The 15,269-nt window shown below is 60.9% G+C and carries 11 protein-coding genes; 4 read left to right on the top strand and 7 right to left on the bottom strand.

Features of this window, described 5'->3' with window-relative positions:
• Window positions 1-126 precede the first annotated feature (126 nt).
• The 6 genes from L5014_RS37530 to L5014_RS37505 form a co-directional block, all read right to left on the bottom strand.
• Window positions 127-843 (bottom strand): ABC transporter ATP-binding protein, encoded by a 717-nt coding sequence (locus L5014_RS37530; RefSeq protein WP_238468920.1) that lies wholly within the window; start codon window positions 841-843, stop codon window positions 127-129.
• Window positions 843-1,619 carry an ABC transporter ATP-binding protein gene (locus tag L5014_RS37525; protein ID WP_238468919.1) on the bottom strand — a complete coding sequence of 259 codons (777 nt, stop codon included), beginning with the start codon at window positions 1,617-1,619 and terminating at the stop codon, window positions 843-845. Before L5014_RS37525 ends, L5014_RS37530 begins: the two co-directional genes overlap by 1 nt.
• Window positions 1,620-1,638: 19 nt before the next feature.
• The gene (locus tag L5014_RS37520) at window positions 1,639-2,808 is read right to left on the bottom strand and encodes an ABC transporter permease subunit (protein ID WP_238468918.1); all 1,170 of its coding nucleotides are present in this window, start codon (window positions 2,806-2,808) and stop codon (window positions 1,639-1,641) included.
• Between the two features lie 39 nt (window positions 2,809-2,847).
• Window positions 2,848-3,798: a branched-chain amino acid ABC transporter permease gene (locus L5014_RS37515; protein WP_238468917.1), complete on the bottom strand. Its 951-nt coding sequence runs from the start codon at window positions 3,796-3,798 to the stop codon at window positions 2,848-2,850.
• 790 nt (window positions 3,799-4,588) lie between these two features.
• Complete coding sequence (locus tag L5014_RS37510) at window positions 4,589-5,908, bottom strand: NAD(P)/FAD-dependent oxidoreductase (RefSeq protein WP_238468916.1); 1,320 nt, start codon at window positions 5,906-5,908, stop codon at window positions 4,589-4,591.
• A 258-nt stretch (window positions 5,909-6,166) separates the two neighbouring features.
• Window positions 6,167-7,069: a LysR substrate-binding domain-containing protein gene (locus tag L5014_RS37505; protein WP_238468915.1), complete on the bottom strand. Its 903-nt coding sequence runs from the start codon at window positions 7,067-7,069 to the stop codon at window positions 6,167-6,169.
• Between the two features lie 334 nt (window positions 7,070-7,403).
• Between L5014_RS37505 and L5014_RS37500 the strand changes: the two genes are divergently transcribed.
• Window positions 7,404-8,579 (top strand): fumarylacetoacetate hydrolase family protein, encoded by a 1,176-nt coding sequence (locus L5014_RS37500; RefSeq protein ID WP_238468914.1) that lies wholly within the window; start codon window positions 7,404-7,406, stop codon window positions 8,577-8,579.
• A gap of 17 nt (window positions 8,580-8,596) precedes the next feature.
• Window positions 8,597-10,048, top strand: coding sequence for an aldehyde dehydrogenase (NADP(+)) (locus L5014_RS37495; protein ID WP_238468913.1), 1,452 nt, complete (start codon window positions 8,597-8,599; stop codon window positions 10,046-10,048).
• 89 nt (window positions 10,049-10,137) lie between these two features.
• On the opposite strand, the gene L5014_RS37490 is transcribed toward L5014_RS37495, so the two are convergent.
• Window positions 10,138-11,760: an MFS transporter gene (locus L5014_RS37490; RefSeq protein WP_238468912.1), complete on the bottom strand. Its 1,623-nt coding sequence runs from the start codon at window positions 11,758-11,760 to the stop codon at window positions 10,138-10,140.
• A gap of 860 nt (window positions 11,761-12,620) precedes the next feature.
• Between L5014_RS37490 and L5014_RS37485 the strand changes: the two genes are divergently transcribed.
• Together L5014_RS37485 and L5014_RS37480 are read left to right on the top strand one after the other, a co-directional pair.
• Window positions 12,621-12,776 carry a hypothetical protein gene (locus L5014_RS37485; protein WP_238468911.1) on the top strand — a complete coding sequence of 52 codons (156 nt, stop codon included), beginning with the start codon at window positions 12,621-12,623 and terminating at the stop codon, window positions 12,774-12,776.
• A gap of 1,073 nt (window positions 12,777-13,849) precedes the next feature.
• A complete protein-coding gene (locus L5014_RS37480) occupies window positions 13,850-15,109 on the top strand; it encodes an SGNH/GDSL hydrolase family protein (RefSeq protein ID WP_238468910.1) in 1,260 nt (419 codons plus the stop codon).
• Window positions 15,110-15,269 lie beyond the last annotated feature (160 nt).

Raw genomic sequence — 15,269 nt, 5'->3', positions numbered from 1 at the left:
ATACAAGAAGTGCTGCGGCGCTTAGGCAAACGGCAGTGGATCGCCGAGAAGTGGACTAACGCTCTCGAGCGTCGAGCCGAGACCGTGAAAATGGCGAGCAAGAACTCGGCACTCTCGAGCACCCAATCATTCACCGAGGTAAGCCGCGCGCACCTTCGGATCGTCGAGCATCTGCTTCGCATTGCCCTCCATCGTCACAAGACCCGAATCCATCACGTAGCCGCGGTTCGCCGCCTGCAGCGCGAGCCGTGCGTTCTGTTCCACAAGCAACACCGTGATGCCCTCCTTCGATATCGTGCGGACCACTTCGAAGATCTTCTCCACCATGATCGGCGAGAGGCCCATCGACGGCTCGTCGAGCAACAGAAGCTTCGGCTTGCTGATGATCGCGCGCGCCATGGCCAGCATCTGCTGCTCGCCGCCCGAGAGTGTGCCCGCGAGCTGCGTGGCCCGTTCCTTCAGGCGCGGGAAGAAGCCGAACATGCGCTCGACGTCCTTCTTGATGCCGTCGTTGTCCGTACGCAGGTACGCACCCATCTGCATGTTTTCGAGGATCGACATGCGCGCGAAGATGCCTCGGCCTTCCGGCACCATCGCGAGGCCGCGCTTCAAAAGCTCGTGCGCCGGTACGCCCTTGATCGACTGGCCCATATACTCGATGTTGCCTGCCGCGTAAGGCTTCAGACCCGCGATGGCCTTCATCGTCGTGGTCTTGCCTGCGCCGTTCGCACCGATCAGCGTGACGAGCTCGCCCTGCTGGACCGTCATGTCCACGCCCTTGACCGCCTGAATGCCGCCGTAATTGACCTGCAGCCCGTTGATTTTCAGAACCGGCGTAGCCATCAGTGAACCCCCGCGCCCAGATATGCCTCGATCACCTTCGGGTCCTTCTGCACGTCTTGCGGCAGCCCCTCGGAGATCACCTTGCCGTAGTCGAGCACTGTCATCCGGTTGCACAGGCCCATCACCAGTTTCACGTCGTGCTCGATCAGCAGGATGGTCTTGCCATCGGCGCGGATCTTGTCTAGCAGGCGCGTGAGTTCGACCTTCTCGGTCGCGTTCATACCGGCCGCCGGCTCGTCGAGCGCGAGCAGCTTCGGATCTGTCGCTAGCGCACGGGCGATCTCCAGACGGCGCTGGTGGCCGTACGAGAGATTGCGCGACGTGTAGTCGGCGTACTGCGAAATGCCCACGTATTCGAGCAGTTCAATCGCGCGCTCCTTGATCTCGCGCTCTTCCTTGCGCTCGGCCGGCGTCTGAAACACTGCACCAAGCAGGCCGTGCTTAGTGCGCACATGGCGGCCCACCATCACGTTCTCGAGCGCGGTCATGCCGCCAAAGAGGCGAATATTCTGGAATGTGCGCGCAATGCCGGCCTTCGCCACCTGGTACACGGCGGTCGGCGTGTAGGTGTCGCCGTCGAGCCGGAACTCGCCCGAATCCGGCGTATAGAGGCCGGTAATCACGTTGAAGAACGTGGTCTTGCCTGCACCATTCGGACCAATCAGTCCGTAGATGGTGCCGGCCTCGATCTGCAGGCCCACATCGGACAGCGCCTGCAGGCCGCCGAAGCGTTTGTTCACGCCCTTCACGGACAGGCGGATAGGTTGGTTGCTCATCTCGTTTCACTCCTGTCCGTTAAACGCGCACCGGCGTCTTGCCCGCCCGCTTGGCGATCTTCGCGATCTTGTCTTCGTGCTTCGCCGCAGGCCACAGGCCTTCCTGGCGATACAGCATGATGACGACCATGGCGAGGCCATAGAGCAGCTGGCGAATGACTTCCGTGTCGACAATCTGGTGACCGAACAGCAGGTGCTGCAGCGGACCCATTGTCGAGCGCAGGAACTCGGGGAAGATTGCGAGCAGCACAGCGCCGAGAATCACGCCAGGGATGTGGCCCATACCGCCGAGCACCACGCAGGCAAGAACCACAATCGATTCCACGAACGTGAACGACTCGGGCGAAACGAAACCCTGGAAAGAACCGAACATGGCACCCGAGAGACCGCCGAACGACGCCCCCATCGCGAACGCGAGCAGCTTCACGTTGCGGGTATTGATGCCCATGGCCTTGGCGGCGATTTCATCTTCGCGGATCGCGGCCCACGCGCGGCCGATTCGCGAATGCTGCAGGCGCGTACACACCCAGATCACGAGCAGTGCGCAGATCACGAACACGTAGTAATACATGTACACGGACGTGAACGCGAAACCGAGCAACGTGTGGGGCTGCGCGAGGTTGAAGCCCGCGATGTGCAGAGGCGCAACACCCGTAATCCCTTGAGGACCGTTGGTGATATTCAGCGGCCGGTCCATGTTGTTCATGAAGATCCGCACGATTTCGCCGAAACCGAGCGTCACGATTGCGAGGTAGTCGCCGCGCAAACGCAGTGTCGGCGCGCCGAGCAGAACCCCGGCGATCGCAGCGACGCCCATCGCGACCGGCACGACAATCCAGTACGGCGTTTGCAGGCCATTGGGGAACAGGCTTGCGAGCCAGGCGAACTGCGTTGTCAGGTGCGGCGAAGTAAGCAATGCGGCCGTATAGGCACCCACCGCGTAGAACGCGATGTAGCCCAGGTCGAGCAGGCCGGCAAAGCCCACCACCACGTTTAGGCCCAGCGCGAGCATCACGTAGAGCATCGCGAAGTCGAGCACGCGCACCCAGTAGTTGCCGCCTGCTGCACCCACCAGAACAGGCAGCAGCGCGACGATAACGGCAGTGACGATGCCCACCGTCAGCGTCTTCGTCAGATTCTTCTCCGGGTTGAGCGACATAGACGGCTCAATGCGTTGAAGGGAAGTCATGGTTTCGTGTCTCCGATATTGATATGTAGGCCGCATCATTTACGCGCGGTCTGCAACCCGTTCGCCCAGGAGCCCCGACGGACGGAACACGAGCACGATGATCAGCACAATGAATGCGAAAACATCCTGATAGTTGCTGCCGAACACACCGCCGGTCAGATTCCCGATGTAACCCGCGCCAAGCTGCTCGATCAGGCCGAGCACCACACCGCCGACCATCGCGCCGCCGAGATTGCCGATACCGCCCAGCACCGCGGCCGTGAAGGCCTTCATGCCGGGGATGAAACCCATGTAGAAGTGCGCGTTGCCGTATTCCGAGGCGATCATCACGCCGGCGAGCGCCGCGAGCGCCGAGCCGATCATGAACGTGGCCGAGATCACGAAGTTCGGGTTCACGCCCATCAGCGAGGCATTGTTCGGGTTCTCGGCGATGGCGCGCATGGCGCGGCCGAGCTTGGTCTTGTGCACGAGGAGCAGGAGGCCCGCCATCACCAGGAATGCGACGACGATGATGACAATTTCCGTCGGCGAGATCACGGCGCCAACACCGGTTTCAGTCGGCTTGATGACGTTGATCGGGTCGGTCGAGATGAGCTGGGGGAACGACAGCGGATTGCGGCCCCAGATGATCATGGCGAGCGTCTGCAGCAGGATCGACACACCGATTGCGGTGATCAGCGGCGCGAGACGCGGCGCGCGGCGCAGCGGCCGGTACGCCACTCTCTCGATCGTGTACCCGACGACCGCACACACGACCGCGGCGACCGCGAGCGCAACGCAGAGCGTGGGAATGCTCCCGAGGCCAGGGAAGTGGTTATGCAATACGTTGATCGCGGAGAGCGCGACCATCGCCCCGACCATCAGCACGTCGCCATGCGCGAAGTTGATGATGCCGAGAATGCCATACACCATCGTGTAGCCGAGCGCGATGATGGCGTAGATGCTACCGAGTACGAGTCCGTTCAGGAGCTGCTGGATAAAGATGTCCATTGCGATACCAGGTTGAATGTTAAGGCGATGTCGGTAGTGGCCATTCCCACCGCTACCGAGCTACTCGGTTGCTACCGTTGATATGAGATTACGAAGCCGATATCGACCGCACAAACGAAATCGCCGCATGAGATATGCTGAGTTGGAATACCTTTTATAGGGGTAACCCTATATTTGCTTGCTGCGAAGCAGCAGCAATTCCCGGTGGGAATGCAAGACGGTGGAGGCACGGCCACCGCAGCGAGCGTTTTGATCACTGCACTGCAAGATGCTCACGCGCAACAACACGAGTAGTGGAATACACGTATCCCGCTCAGCGCGATGCCGTAGCGAATGTGATGCTGCGTTGGGAACGTTTCGCAAACCAGGAAAGGTCAAAGCCGGGCAAGTCGTACTTCGCTTTGGGGACAACGATTCGGGCGCCTCGCGGCGGGCATCGTGCAATCAGGAACGGGCTGTGACCGCTTCACGCGCCGCTGGGGCATCAGTCGGTGGCGATCCCAAGGTGCCTGGCTCGCCCCGTTTGCAGAGGGGCACATGGCCCATTTGTACTGCTGCTGGGCAGTGGTCGAGCGTGTTCGCCTGACGGGGACGCTCACTCCCTTGTGAGAGGGATAACCACTCCCGCTACCCCTTCATGGTCTGGGCATTTGGCATACGGTCGCGTAAATGCCCCAGGCGTCGAATGCGGACGAGGGGATCGACAGAATCCCCACCAGTCCCCCTAATCTGGGTTAGCTTGAAAAGCCAGCGCGTTATGGCGTCATAGCATACGGGCTCGCGCGAGCCTTTAGACGTCTCCCTTTGCTGTAACGCCCGCCCACGCAATACGAGCGCGCGCACCGACAAAGCGAAGCGGATCTGGCGGCACCCATGACGGGTTCGAATTCTCCAGAATAAAGCTCAGATCATCGCTCTCGATTCCGCAGATATAGTCCGCCATGTAGTACCCGAGATAGGTGCCCTTCACCACGCCGACGCCGTTGCAGCCGCTGATCACGTAGACGCCTTCGTCAGCCCGCGAAAACGCCGGCTCGTGATTCTGGGTTATCGAGAACACCCCGCCCCAGGTGTAGTCGAAAGTCACTTCCTTGAGGAATGGGAAACGCGCCTCGAACGAGGCACGGTGTTGACGCCATGCCGCGTCGAGTTCATCGCCCGTGCTTCTCAGTTCAGGCAGATAGTCGTACGTGTTACGGATGAAGATCCGGTTGTCGTCTGTGAACCGGACCGTGGTCCCCGCCATATGCGCCGACGTCAGCCCCCACGGTTTGACTCCCTTGAAATGCTGCGCAAGTTGTCGCTCAGTCAAGGGCTGAGTCAAACTCGCGTATGTGAAGATCGGTACGATCCGGTTGGGAAGCTTTCCAAACTGCTCCACAAATGAGTTCGTTGCCTGCACAACTATAGGCGTCGAAATTTCCCCACCGATAAACTTCAGCTTGTGAGGGGGACCGTATTCGATAGCCTGAACCGGGCTGTTTTCGAACAACGTGACAGACCGGGGGAGCGCCTTGATCAGGCCGCGGACAAGGGCCGCCGGATTGACCAGTACATTCCCTTTCGTGTAAACCGCCGAACGATAGTAAGGCGTGCCGAGCCGTCGGGTCAGTTCCGGACCGGTAACGAGGTCGTGGTCGAACCCTGCGTGCTTGAGCATGCCTGCGAAGTTCTCCAGACCAGGAAGGTTGCTCTCCTCATGTGCCGCCATGTACTTCCCCGCGTCATTCCAGAACGGGATCGCGTACCTGTCCTTGAACTGTCGCAGCCTTTCAATGGCAAACGTGTTCAGGCGAAACAGCGAGCGAGCATGCTCCACACCGGTTTTCGCAAAGTTCATGTTGTGGGGCAAGTCGATCAGGAACCCGGCGTTCCGCCCTGATGCCCCTTCCCCGACCCGCAAGGCGTCCACCAACGCGATGCGTGCCGAAGGTTCATTCTCAGCAAGCCGCATGGCGGCGGATATTCCGGTGAAACCGGCGCCAATCACGACGTAGTCAAATTCGTGGTTGCCCTTCAGTCGTGGACCAAACGCGACATTGGTATCGGGGGCCGTCTCAAGCCAACCCAAATCGCCATCCACACGTGGAAACCTCGTTATCTTTTGCATTGCCGTTCTCAGTTGAGCCATACCGGGACGATGCAAGAACACGGGGTTCAGCACAAACGAATTCGCGTCATGTGACATTCCTGCGCGGAATGCAACGTGAAAGGAATGGCTGCTTGCGTGGTTCAGCTGGCACTTCGTATCGGGTATTCCCCAGGCGCTGCCAGACGCGTCCAGCGCTGTGCAAAGTCAACCGACATTCCCGTTTGGCATAGGACATACCAAACTCAGCCGGACAGGCGTCAAAGGAATGCCTGCTGATCAGATCGTGGTGAGCAGCCAATCCCGGAATGTAGCGGCTTGCGTGCTGAGAGGACGGTGTTTCACATAGACGAGATGGTCGCCACGCCCCGTCTCAAACTGGAACTGGCCGACTCTCTTCAGTTTGCCGGCGTCGATGGCCGTGCGCGCCATGGAATCCCAGACGAGACTCACCCCGAGTCCTTCGAGCGCCGCGTTTAGCGTCAAAGTCAGCTGGTTGAACGTAATCGCCTTTCCGGGGATTTGATAGTCGACACCAAAATGATCGAACCAGTCCTGCCAGTCGAGGCAGTCCCATTGGTGCGAATCAAGTTGTATAAGCGGCAACGAACGCAGTTCACCTGGTGTTGCAGGTTCGGGAAATTGCATATCGGCACTGCACACCGGGTAGACGATCTCGTGGATGAGCGGTGCGCTCTCCAAGGTCGTCCAGTCGCCTGATCCATAAAGGATGCCCAGGTCGTTTTCCCCTACGCTGTGTTCATTCATGGCGTTGGTCGAAACGACGCTCACCGTAATGTCCGGATACTTCTGATTGAAACGAACGATTCTGGGGAAAAGCCAATAGTGTGCAACGGACAGTGTGCAGCTTATGGTTACAGCTTCACCGGACTGCGCGTTCCGGGCTTTCTGTACCGCTCGCTGCAGCCTGTACAGCACGGGCTCTATTTCCTCAAGAAAGCTTGCGCCCGCCCGGCTCACCGTGATGCCGCGCGCATGCCGGTCAAACAGCGCACAATTAAGCGCCTCTTCCAAAGCCTTGATCTGCTTGCTCACTGCGCTCTGTGTAATCGAAAGCTCGCGCGCTGCTGCCGTAAAACTCCCGCTCCGGGCGACGGACTCAAAGCACACAAGCGTCTCGATCGGAGGCAACGAATTCAACATCCTCAGAACGTTAGTCATCGCTTCACCTTTGCGTCGCCACGGGAATTCCCTCCAGATCATCCGATTATACGGAGATGGTTTCCCGGCGACCATTCCCAGTAGGCATACGTTGAACTACTCTTTTCCAATGGATCCGGGTGGCATTGTCGGCAGAACACGGCGAACGTAAAAGTAACCCGGTCGTGTGGCCGCGCTCACCGGAAGCGCCTGCCACATGCCGCTTTCGCGATTTCCGGACGTGGAGGCAAGGTATTCCGCCCCGGAAGGCGCCATGACGAGATTTCGTTTGCTTCAGGGCGATGTTGCTCCCTACGATTCGGGTCATATGTCCATCACTCTTTGAATGCTCATAATGATCTCAACATCCGCTTATCTTCCACGCGATTTCGGACGTGCCTTGCTGGTTGGACGAGTCTGGCGAGAAACTCCTGCGGGCGCCGGCCCATGCGTCGTCGCCGTTCGCGACGGTATGGCCTTCGACATCTCTCAAACTGCGCCGACCACAGCAGATCTGTTCGATCGAGAGGATTTGGCCGAGATCGTGCGCAACTCCCCTGGCGAACCCCTTGGCGATGTACGGTCACTGCTCGAGCACAGCCTCGACGCGGAACGGGACGCCAACCAACCTCATTTGCTCGCGCCATGTGATGTGCAGGCCATCAAGGCCTGCGGCGTGACCTTTGCCGTGAGTCTCCTGGAACGCGTCATCGAAGAACAGGCCGGCGGCGATCCTGCAAAGGCGCAGGACGTGCGCGCAGAAATCACGAAACTGATTGGCACCGACCTTTCGAAAATCAAACCCGGCTCCGAAGCCGCGAGCAAGCTGAAAGAAGAACTGCAGCGCCGTGGCGCGTGGTCGCAATACATGGAGGTCGGCATCGGGCCGGACGCCGAGGTGTTCTCGAAGTCCCAGCCGATGTCCTCGGTCGGTTTCGGCGCCGATATCGGTCTGCATCCCGCTTCCGCATGGAACAACCCCGAACCCGAAATCGTGCTCGCGGTGAACAGCCGCGGCGAAGTAGTCGGGGCTACGCTCGGCAACGACGTCAATCTGCGCGATATCGAAGGCCGTTCTGCGCTACTCCTCGGCAAATGCAAGGACAACAACGGCTCGTGCGCGATTGGCCCGTTCATTCGCGTGTTCGACGAAACCTTCACGCTCGATACGGTTCGCGCCACCAGCGTGTCGCTGCGCGTGGAAGGCGCAGATGACGACTTCCTGCTCGAAGGCGTGAGCCACATGCAGGAAATCAGCCGCGACCCGCTCGATCTCGTCTCGCAGGCCTGGGGCCGCCACCATCAGTATCCCGACGGTTTCATGCTGTTCCTCGGCACGATGTTCTCGCCGATCAAGGACCGCGACGCGCCCGGCGGCGGCTTCACCCATCACATTGGCGACCGCGTCACGATCAGCGCGCCGCCGCTTGGCGCCATCGTCAACACTGTGCGCCTGTGCACTCAAATCGAACCGTGGACGTTCGGCGTGCGCGCCCTTTACGCCAATCTCGCCGCGCGCGGTCTCTTTTAACCCGGAGTGAATACGTAATGCAGACAGAAAACCACATGACGGCGGCTTTCGGGCACATCGACGCAAACGTCGCGCTCGCGCATGGAGCCCAGGCGACTTACGGTGCCGCTTCGCGCGCCGTGCGCAGCGCCCTGCTGCGCGGCCTCGCCGACGCGCTGGAGCGCGATGCGGCACAACTCGTTTCCATCGCCGATGAAGAAACGTCGCTCGGCGCCACGCGTTTGAACGGCGAACTCGCACGCACTGCATTCCAGCTGCGCGGCTTTGCCGAGCGCGTGGAAGCAGGCATCGCCAACCGTCACGTCGACGACGCAGCCGTGCCCGGCGCACCGCCCGCGGGCCGTCCGCACCTCACGCGCGTGCATCTGCCACTCGGGCCCGTGGCGATGTTCTCGGCGAGCAATTTTCCGTTCGCCTTCTCGGTGCTCGGCGGCGATACGGCCTCGGCGCTCGCAGCGGGTTGCACTGTCATCGTGAAGCCGCATCCGGGCCATCCCGAACTGTCGCGCCGCATGCATGCGCTGGCTGGGCGTGTGCTGCGCGAACAGGGCCTGCCCGAAGGCGTGATCGCGTTCGTCGATCAGGCGTCGCGCGAGGCGGCGGTGCATCTCGTCGGTCACGCCGATGTGGCCGCCGTGGCGTTCACTGGTTCGTATCAGGGCGGTGTGGCCTTGTGGCGTGCGGCAAATGCGCGCCGCCGGCCGATTCCGTTTTATGGCGAACTTGGCTCTATCAATCCGCTGGTCGTGCTGCCGCAGGCGCTTGCCGAAGGCGTCGACACGCCCGCTGCGACGCTCGCTGCCTCGATCACGATGGGCTGCGGGCAGTTCTGCACAAGCCCCGGTCTGATCGTCGTGCGCGACAATGAAGACGGCAAGGGTTTTGCACAGGCACTGGCGCAGGCGTTATCTACGCAAAAGTCGCATCCGATGCTCACGGCAGCCATGCGCCGCGGCTTCGAAAACGCCGCTGCGCACATCGCCGCGCAAGCAGGCGTGCGCGTGCGTCTCGCCGCGACGGCGCAAAACGAGGAAGCTGCCGCGCCCGCCCCGCGTCTGTTCGAAACCGACGCGCAGACGTTCGTCGCCAACCCCGCATTGCACGAAGAAATGTTCGGCCCGGCCGCGCTGATCGTGAAGGTGCGCGACGAAGCACAAACGCTCGACGTGCTTCGCGCGGTGGAAGGTTCGCTCACGGTCACGCTGTGGGGCGCGCAAGCCGATACGCCCGCGAATCGCGCGCTCGCCGCGGCTGCGCAGGGTATCGCGGGGCGTGTGCTGTTTGGCGGCGTGCCGACCGGCGTGGCAGTGTGCGACGCGCAGCAGCACGGCGGCCCGTGGCCCGCTTCGACGCAGCCGCAAACGACCTCGGTCGGCTATGCGGCGATCGAGCGCTTCCTGCGCCCCGTCGCGTTGCAGGACGCGCCGCAGTGGGCGATTGCCGCGACGAGCGGAACGGCTACGGCATAAGGCCGAAAGCGCTCGAATCAAGCAGTAAAAAAGAAGCGGAGGCCGGATTTCGAATCCGGTCTCCGCTTTTCACTTTCAGTTTACGGCGTTTATCGTTCGAGCGACGCCGCACTTTCCAGACTCATGTTGCAAGTCTCGGGCGCCATGAAAATCGCAGCGATCAAGCCGACGAACGTGATGACTGCGGCGGCCAGCATCGTATTTCCAATACCGAGCGATTGCAGCGAGACGGGCACATACCAGGTTCCAATGGCCGCCCCCACGCGTGAGAGCGACGTGCCCATTCCCATTGCAGCGGCCCGGACTTCGGTGGGAAAGAGCTCATTCGGATAAACCGTTTGCAGAACCTGCGCACCACCGATGAACACGGCATAGAACCCGAACAGCGAGAGAATCAGGAACTTGCTGTCCTGATGGGAGAAAGCGAGAACGAGCAACGCGAGTCCCGACCATAGGAAGCTGTGAATCAGCATGCGCCGGCGGCCCAGACGATTGATCAACTGCGTGGCCACGATGCATCCGACGACAAAAAGCGAAGTGATGACGGTCGAACCAAAATCCGCCCATCCGCCCTTCAGTTCGAACGCCGCCAGTACCTTGGGGACAAACGCATACACCGCAAAGACCGGCACGACCGCGCATGTCCAGAAGACCACAATAAAAAACATACGGGGGCCATAACCGGAGCGCAACACGCTCATGAACGAGGCATGCTTTTTCGCGCAAGCCGCAATGGCCATATTCGCAAGCGAATAGCCCGCACCGTACACGCGCTGAATGACTTGCTCCGCCTCGGCGTTGCGCCCTTTGCTGATGAGCCAGCGCGCCGACTCGGGCGTGCCGATACGCGCTGCAAGCACAGCTGCGGCGAACAAAGCGGGGCTGGCGAGCACCAGGCGCCATGAATCGTCGCCAAAGCAAGCCGAGATGAGATTACCGAACAGATACGCGAGTGCGGCCCCTGCAAACCACAGGATCTGCACCATAGCGAGGCGTGGGCCGCGATATCGGGCGGGCAAAAACTCGACGAGCATTGCGCTCGCAACCGGATACTCGATGCCCACGCCAATGCCGATGATGAGTCGCAGCAAAAAAAGCGTGACGCCTGAATCGACCCAATACTGCGCGACCGAACATACGAGGAAAATGATCGGGCTGGCGAGGAACAGCTTCTTGCGTCCGAGCTTGTCGGTGAGGCTACCGCCGATAAAGCCGCCGAGAAAGATACCGATGAGCGCTGATGCCGCCACCATGCCTTGCCAGAAGTTGTCGAGCGCAAGCGCGCTCGAAACCCTGGTTAGCGCAACGCCGATGATGCTGAGGATATAGCCATCCATCAGCCAGCCGCCAGATGCGCGCACGGTCAATAAATGATGAAACCGGTTAATCGGCGCATCCTCAATGAAAAGATTGGGTTGTCTCAACAATTCACTCCTGTATATTCCCGGATTTTGTGACTGCTTTGTAATTGTTCTTTTTGTGTGTTGTCTGCGGGCGCGGCACCTTGATATCAGACGCGCGACCGATGTGGCATGCATGGAGTGCAAATGATTCGGCGCGCCGTGATTGCGGCTGCTCAAAGCCAGCGTATGCACGAAAAGTGCTCTTTGGCACTTCCATTGCGTGTAGACGTATCCGTCCGACAATAGGGCAATCGCGTCGCCCGGACAAACGAATTTCCGGCATGCAATATTCCCCGGAGGAATGCCCACGTTTCAGTAAGCTCAACGAGCACTTCGAGAGCGTTTCAAGCTAACTGAGGACGCCATGGAGCCGCCCTTCGTAATCGAGATGCGAGCGAAAGACAACGACACTATTCGCCTGCTGTGCAGAGATCAGCAAGTCGAGTTGTACAGGCCGTTTTGCAGACCGCCTAGGTTAGACTTTTCGAATTGGACCACGATGGCATGGCGCGAGATGAGAATGGCCGCTCGCTGCCGGAAACGGGACGTTGGAGTGCGCTTCGACTGATTGTCCGATATGGGTCGCTTCCGGCCGATCGCGGCATGACGAGGTTGAACCTGCGTATGCAAATTGCATGCGCCGGCACCCGGCCACCAAGAGACAGCCACCATGCAGCTTCGAACGACCCAGGCGCCGCCGAGTCCAGTCATTCGATGGAGATGCGCTACTGTGCTCCGGCCTCCTGCCCTGAGCTACTGCAAACATAAAGCACGGACGCAAACGCGATCGAAGCGACTAGCAGAATCACGGCTAGCACAATGTAATGGTCCATGGAATCTCCTACGCGCCGTTGGTGGCGTGCGTATCCCATGTTGGTCTAAAGCGCAGTGCCGCACTGCTCGTTACGGCCTACATGGACCTTTCAATCACGAAACGCTGCTCAAGAACTAAGCACCCACTAGCGACCGGGTGTCGCACTGCACACACGGGTAAAACCTTTATAGTGGCTGGGTTTGGGTCGCCCCTCTTTTTGCAGGGCGGTCCAGATCGCCGGGCGCGATCGGACTCCGTGTGCGGCCTTGCCGGTTGTCGACAGTCATGGCCCCGAAGTGATTCGGCCCCCTGTCAGCCTCGCCAGTTTCTGCCTACACCTCGAAAGGAAGTCCCTGTGAAATACATTCCCCGCATCGCCGCATCTGCTGCCCTCGTCGTCGTCGCTTTCGCTGCTGTCACGTTCGCCCAGCTCAAGTTCGCTCCGGATTCCGCCGACAACAACCCGGTCGCCCGGATCGTCCTCAACGTCGAGTCGCAACTGAACGGCTGATCCCCGCCGTCAAAGACAGGCGTCGTCGCCCTCGGCGCTCTCGCGCCAGTCGCCACCCGTCCTGCGGCACCACGCGCACTGCTGGCAGGCAGTGCCAAACTCATGTTTGAGCGTTTCCAATCCCTCGTCGCACGCCGGATTGCTGCAGGGAAAGAACGTCTGCATTTCTCCCCCCCTGAGCGTGCACCAAAGCGCCAGCGCACACGATTGAAAAGCCCGTCGCCATCCAGGGATGTGCAGCGGGCTGCACGGATCGTCCTGAACGTCGAGTCGTGGAACGGCTAACACGCCAATCGAAGGCGTCGCGCGCATGGCGCAAATCGGGTCCTCTGCGTCATAGATCTGCAACGCCTGGAGCACGATCCAGCGACGTCCCTCGCTGCGCTTGCGCGCGCGGAGCACCGTTACGAGCGGTCGCGGTTGGAGTGGCTGCGCGTCAGTGGCAGTTGCGCTTGGCAGGTCCCCCTTGCGGTACCGCATCCTCGGGACCGCAGACCGCGTCGGGTCGAAATGCGTCTTCCGGGCGATGCGCACTTTGCGTCCCATTTTTGCGGTACAGCAGAGAACACTGGCACAACTCGAAGTTAGTACACGCCGACCGTTCACTGCCGATTGCGCGAAGCGGCATCGCCGCCACGTGACTATCACAGCAGGAGAGTTGCTTTCGCCGTCCCGGGCATCCTGTGACCGAGAAATCGAAAACGCTCAATCTTCCCGTCAATTTGCGTGGCTTCGCTCGACTTGGGTGTCAATTCGCTCGGAGCGGCCGTGGCAGATATTCTTCTAAGTAGCTGATTTTATTGGATCGTGGCGCTCAAGTTAAATGGCAACCGATAAGGGCGCGAGTGAGGGTGAGCATCGGATGCTCCGCCTTTGAGTTTTAGTGGATTGGCAGCCAGGCGTGGCGAATTTTGCGCGTGCCAGGCATGATCGCCGCGCGATTGCCGTACCGTCGCTGCGCCGTCGCCGCGCCGTCGCCGCGCCGTCGCTTTTGTCAGGACGATGGAAGGTCGCGAGCAGGGCTATGGGGCACAATGGGCGCTTTACCCGCTTACCTCCTCACTCATTCCCGGATGAAGATTTCCCCTGCCACCATCGCGGCCGGCGCCGCGTTGCTCGTTCCGCTTGCTTTTTCCGCACCGGCCTTTGCCGAGCAGCCTTCCAGCGCCCAATGGGTGACGAGCTGGGCGACTCCGCTTCAGTCCATTCCCCAGCGCGATGCGCTGCCGCCGCTCTATCGCGCTCCGGACGTCGCCGGTCGCACGGTTCGACAGATCATCTATCCGACGCTCGGCGGCGACGTTGCTCGCGTGCATATCAGCAATCTATATGGACGCACCCCGCTCGTGATCGAGTCCATGGCGATCGCACCTTCGGCTGGCGGCGCGGCGGTCAGTGGCGCGGAGACGGTACGGGTGACATTCGGTGGGCGGGCGGCGGTGTCATTGCCGCCCGGCGCCGAGCTTGATAGCGATCCGGTCCGGATCGGCCTGAAGCGCGCCGCGCCGTATGCAATCAGCACCTATATGGGCCCGCAGCAGAAGATGGTCGGATGGCACCGGGTGGCGAGCCAGTTGAACTATGTGTCGCGGCCGGGCGATCATGTGGCTGATCCATCGATTGGTGCGTTCACCCAGCGTTTCACCCAATACGCGTGGGTGACGGGGCTGGCGGTCGAGGCGCCGGGGGCGTTGACGATCGCTGCGATCGGCGATTCCATCACGGACGGCATGCGTTCGTCGCTCAATGAAAACCGCCGCTGGCCGGATGCGCTGGCGCGCCGTCTCGCGAGCGAGCAAGGCACCAATCTGGCCGTGATCGACATGGGGATCAGCGGCAACCGCCTGTTGAGCGATTCTCCGTGCTACGGCGAGGCGCTCGAGCGGCGCTTCGAGCGCGACGCGCTGCGCCCAGGCGTGCGGGCGGCGGTGCTGCTCATCGGCATCAACGACATCAATTTCCAGGCGATGCCGGCGCGCTCGGGCCTCGACTGTGATTTTCCCCATACGCGCGTGAACGCCGACGATCTGATCGCGGGGTATCGGCGCGTGATTGCGGCGGCGCATGCACGCGGCGTGCGCATCCTTGGCGCGACGCTCACGCCGGCGGCGCTGCCGCCCGAGCGCGAAGCGATCCGTGTGAAGGTGAACGAGTGGATCCGCACGAGCCATGCGTTCGACGGCGTGGTGGACTTCGATGCGGCGCTGCGCAACCCTGCCGATCCGCTGCGTCTGCGCCGGGAATACGACAGCGGTGACCACATTCACCCGAGCGACGCGGGCTACGCGGCGATGGCGAACGCTGTGCCGCTGGCGGCGCTGGTCGGAAAGTAAGGAATTTGCTCGGAAGGGGTTGCGCATCGGTTTCGCTAGCGCTAACATTCGCCCCCTTCGCTTCATGCATTGCCTGACGCGAAGGCCGCCGCGAGAAACGGCGGTTGCGTGAGTCGACAGTTTTTAAGCGGTGACGTTAAAAAAAGATGTTGACGAAACG

The organism is Paraburkholderia tagetis (assembly GCF_022213065.1).
Classification (GTDB): domain Bacteria; phylum Pseudomonadota; class Gammaproteobacteria; order Burkholderiales; family Burkholderiaceae; genus Paraburkholderia; species Paraburkholderia tagetis.
This window is presented reverse-complemented; position numbering and strand designations above follow the sequence as displayed.

Excerpts from the sequence above, each read along its gene's own strand:
- L5014_RS37505 (WP_238468915.1), bottom strand. The coding sequence starts at position 7,069 with ATGACTAACGTTCTGAGGATGTTGAATTCGTTGCCTCCGATCGAGACG.
- L5014_RS37495 (WP_238468913.1), top strand. The coding sequence starts at position 8,597 with ATGCAGACAGAAAACCACATGACGGCGGCTTTCGGGCACATCGACGCA.
- L5014_RS37530 (WP_238468920.1), bottom strand. The coding sequence starts at position 843 with ATGGCTACGCCGGTTCTGAAAATCAACGGGCTGCAGGTCAATTACGGC.
- L5014_RS37500 (WP_238468914.1), top strand. The coding sequence starts at position 7,404 with ATGATCTCAACATCCGCTTATCTTCCACGCGATTTCGGACGTGCCTTG.
- L5014_RS37510 (WP_238468916.1), bottom strand. The coding sequence starts at position 5,908 with ATGCAAAAGATAACGAGGTTTCCACGTGTGGATGGCGATTTGGGTTGG.
- L5014_RS37480 (WP_238468910.1), top strand. The coding sequence starts at position 13,850 with ATGAAGATTTCCCCTGCCACCATCGCGGCCGGCGCCGCGTTGCTCGTT.
- L5014_RS37525 (WP_238468919.1), bottom strand. The coding sequence starts at position 1,619 with ATGAGCAACCAACCTATCCGCCTGTCCGTGAAGGGCGTGAACAAACGC.
- L5014_RS37515 (WP_238468917.1), bottom strand. The coding sequence starts at position 3,798 with ATGGACATCTTTATCCAGCAGCTCCTGAACGGACTCGTACTCGGTAGC.
- L5014_RS37520 (WP_238468918.1), bottom strand. The coding sequence starts at position 2,808 with ATGACTTCCCTTCAACGCATTGAGCCGTCTATGTCGCTCAACCCGGAG.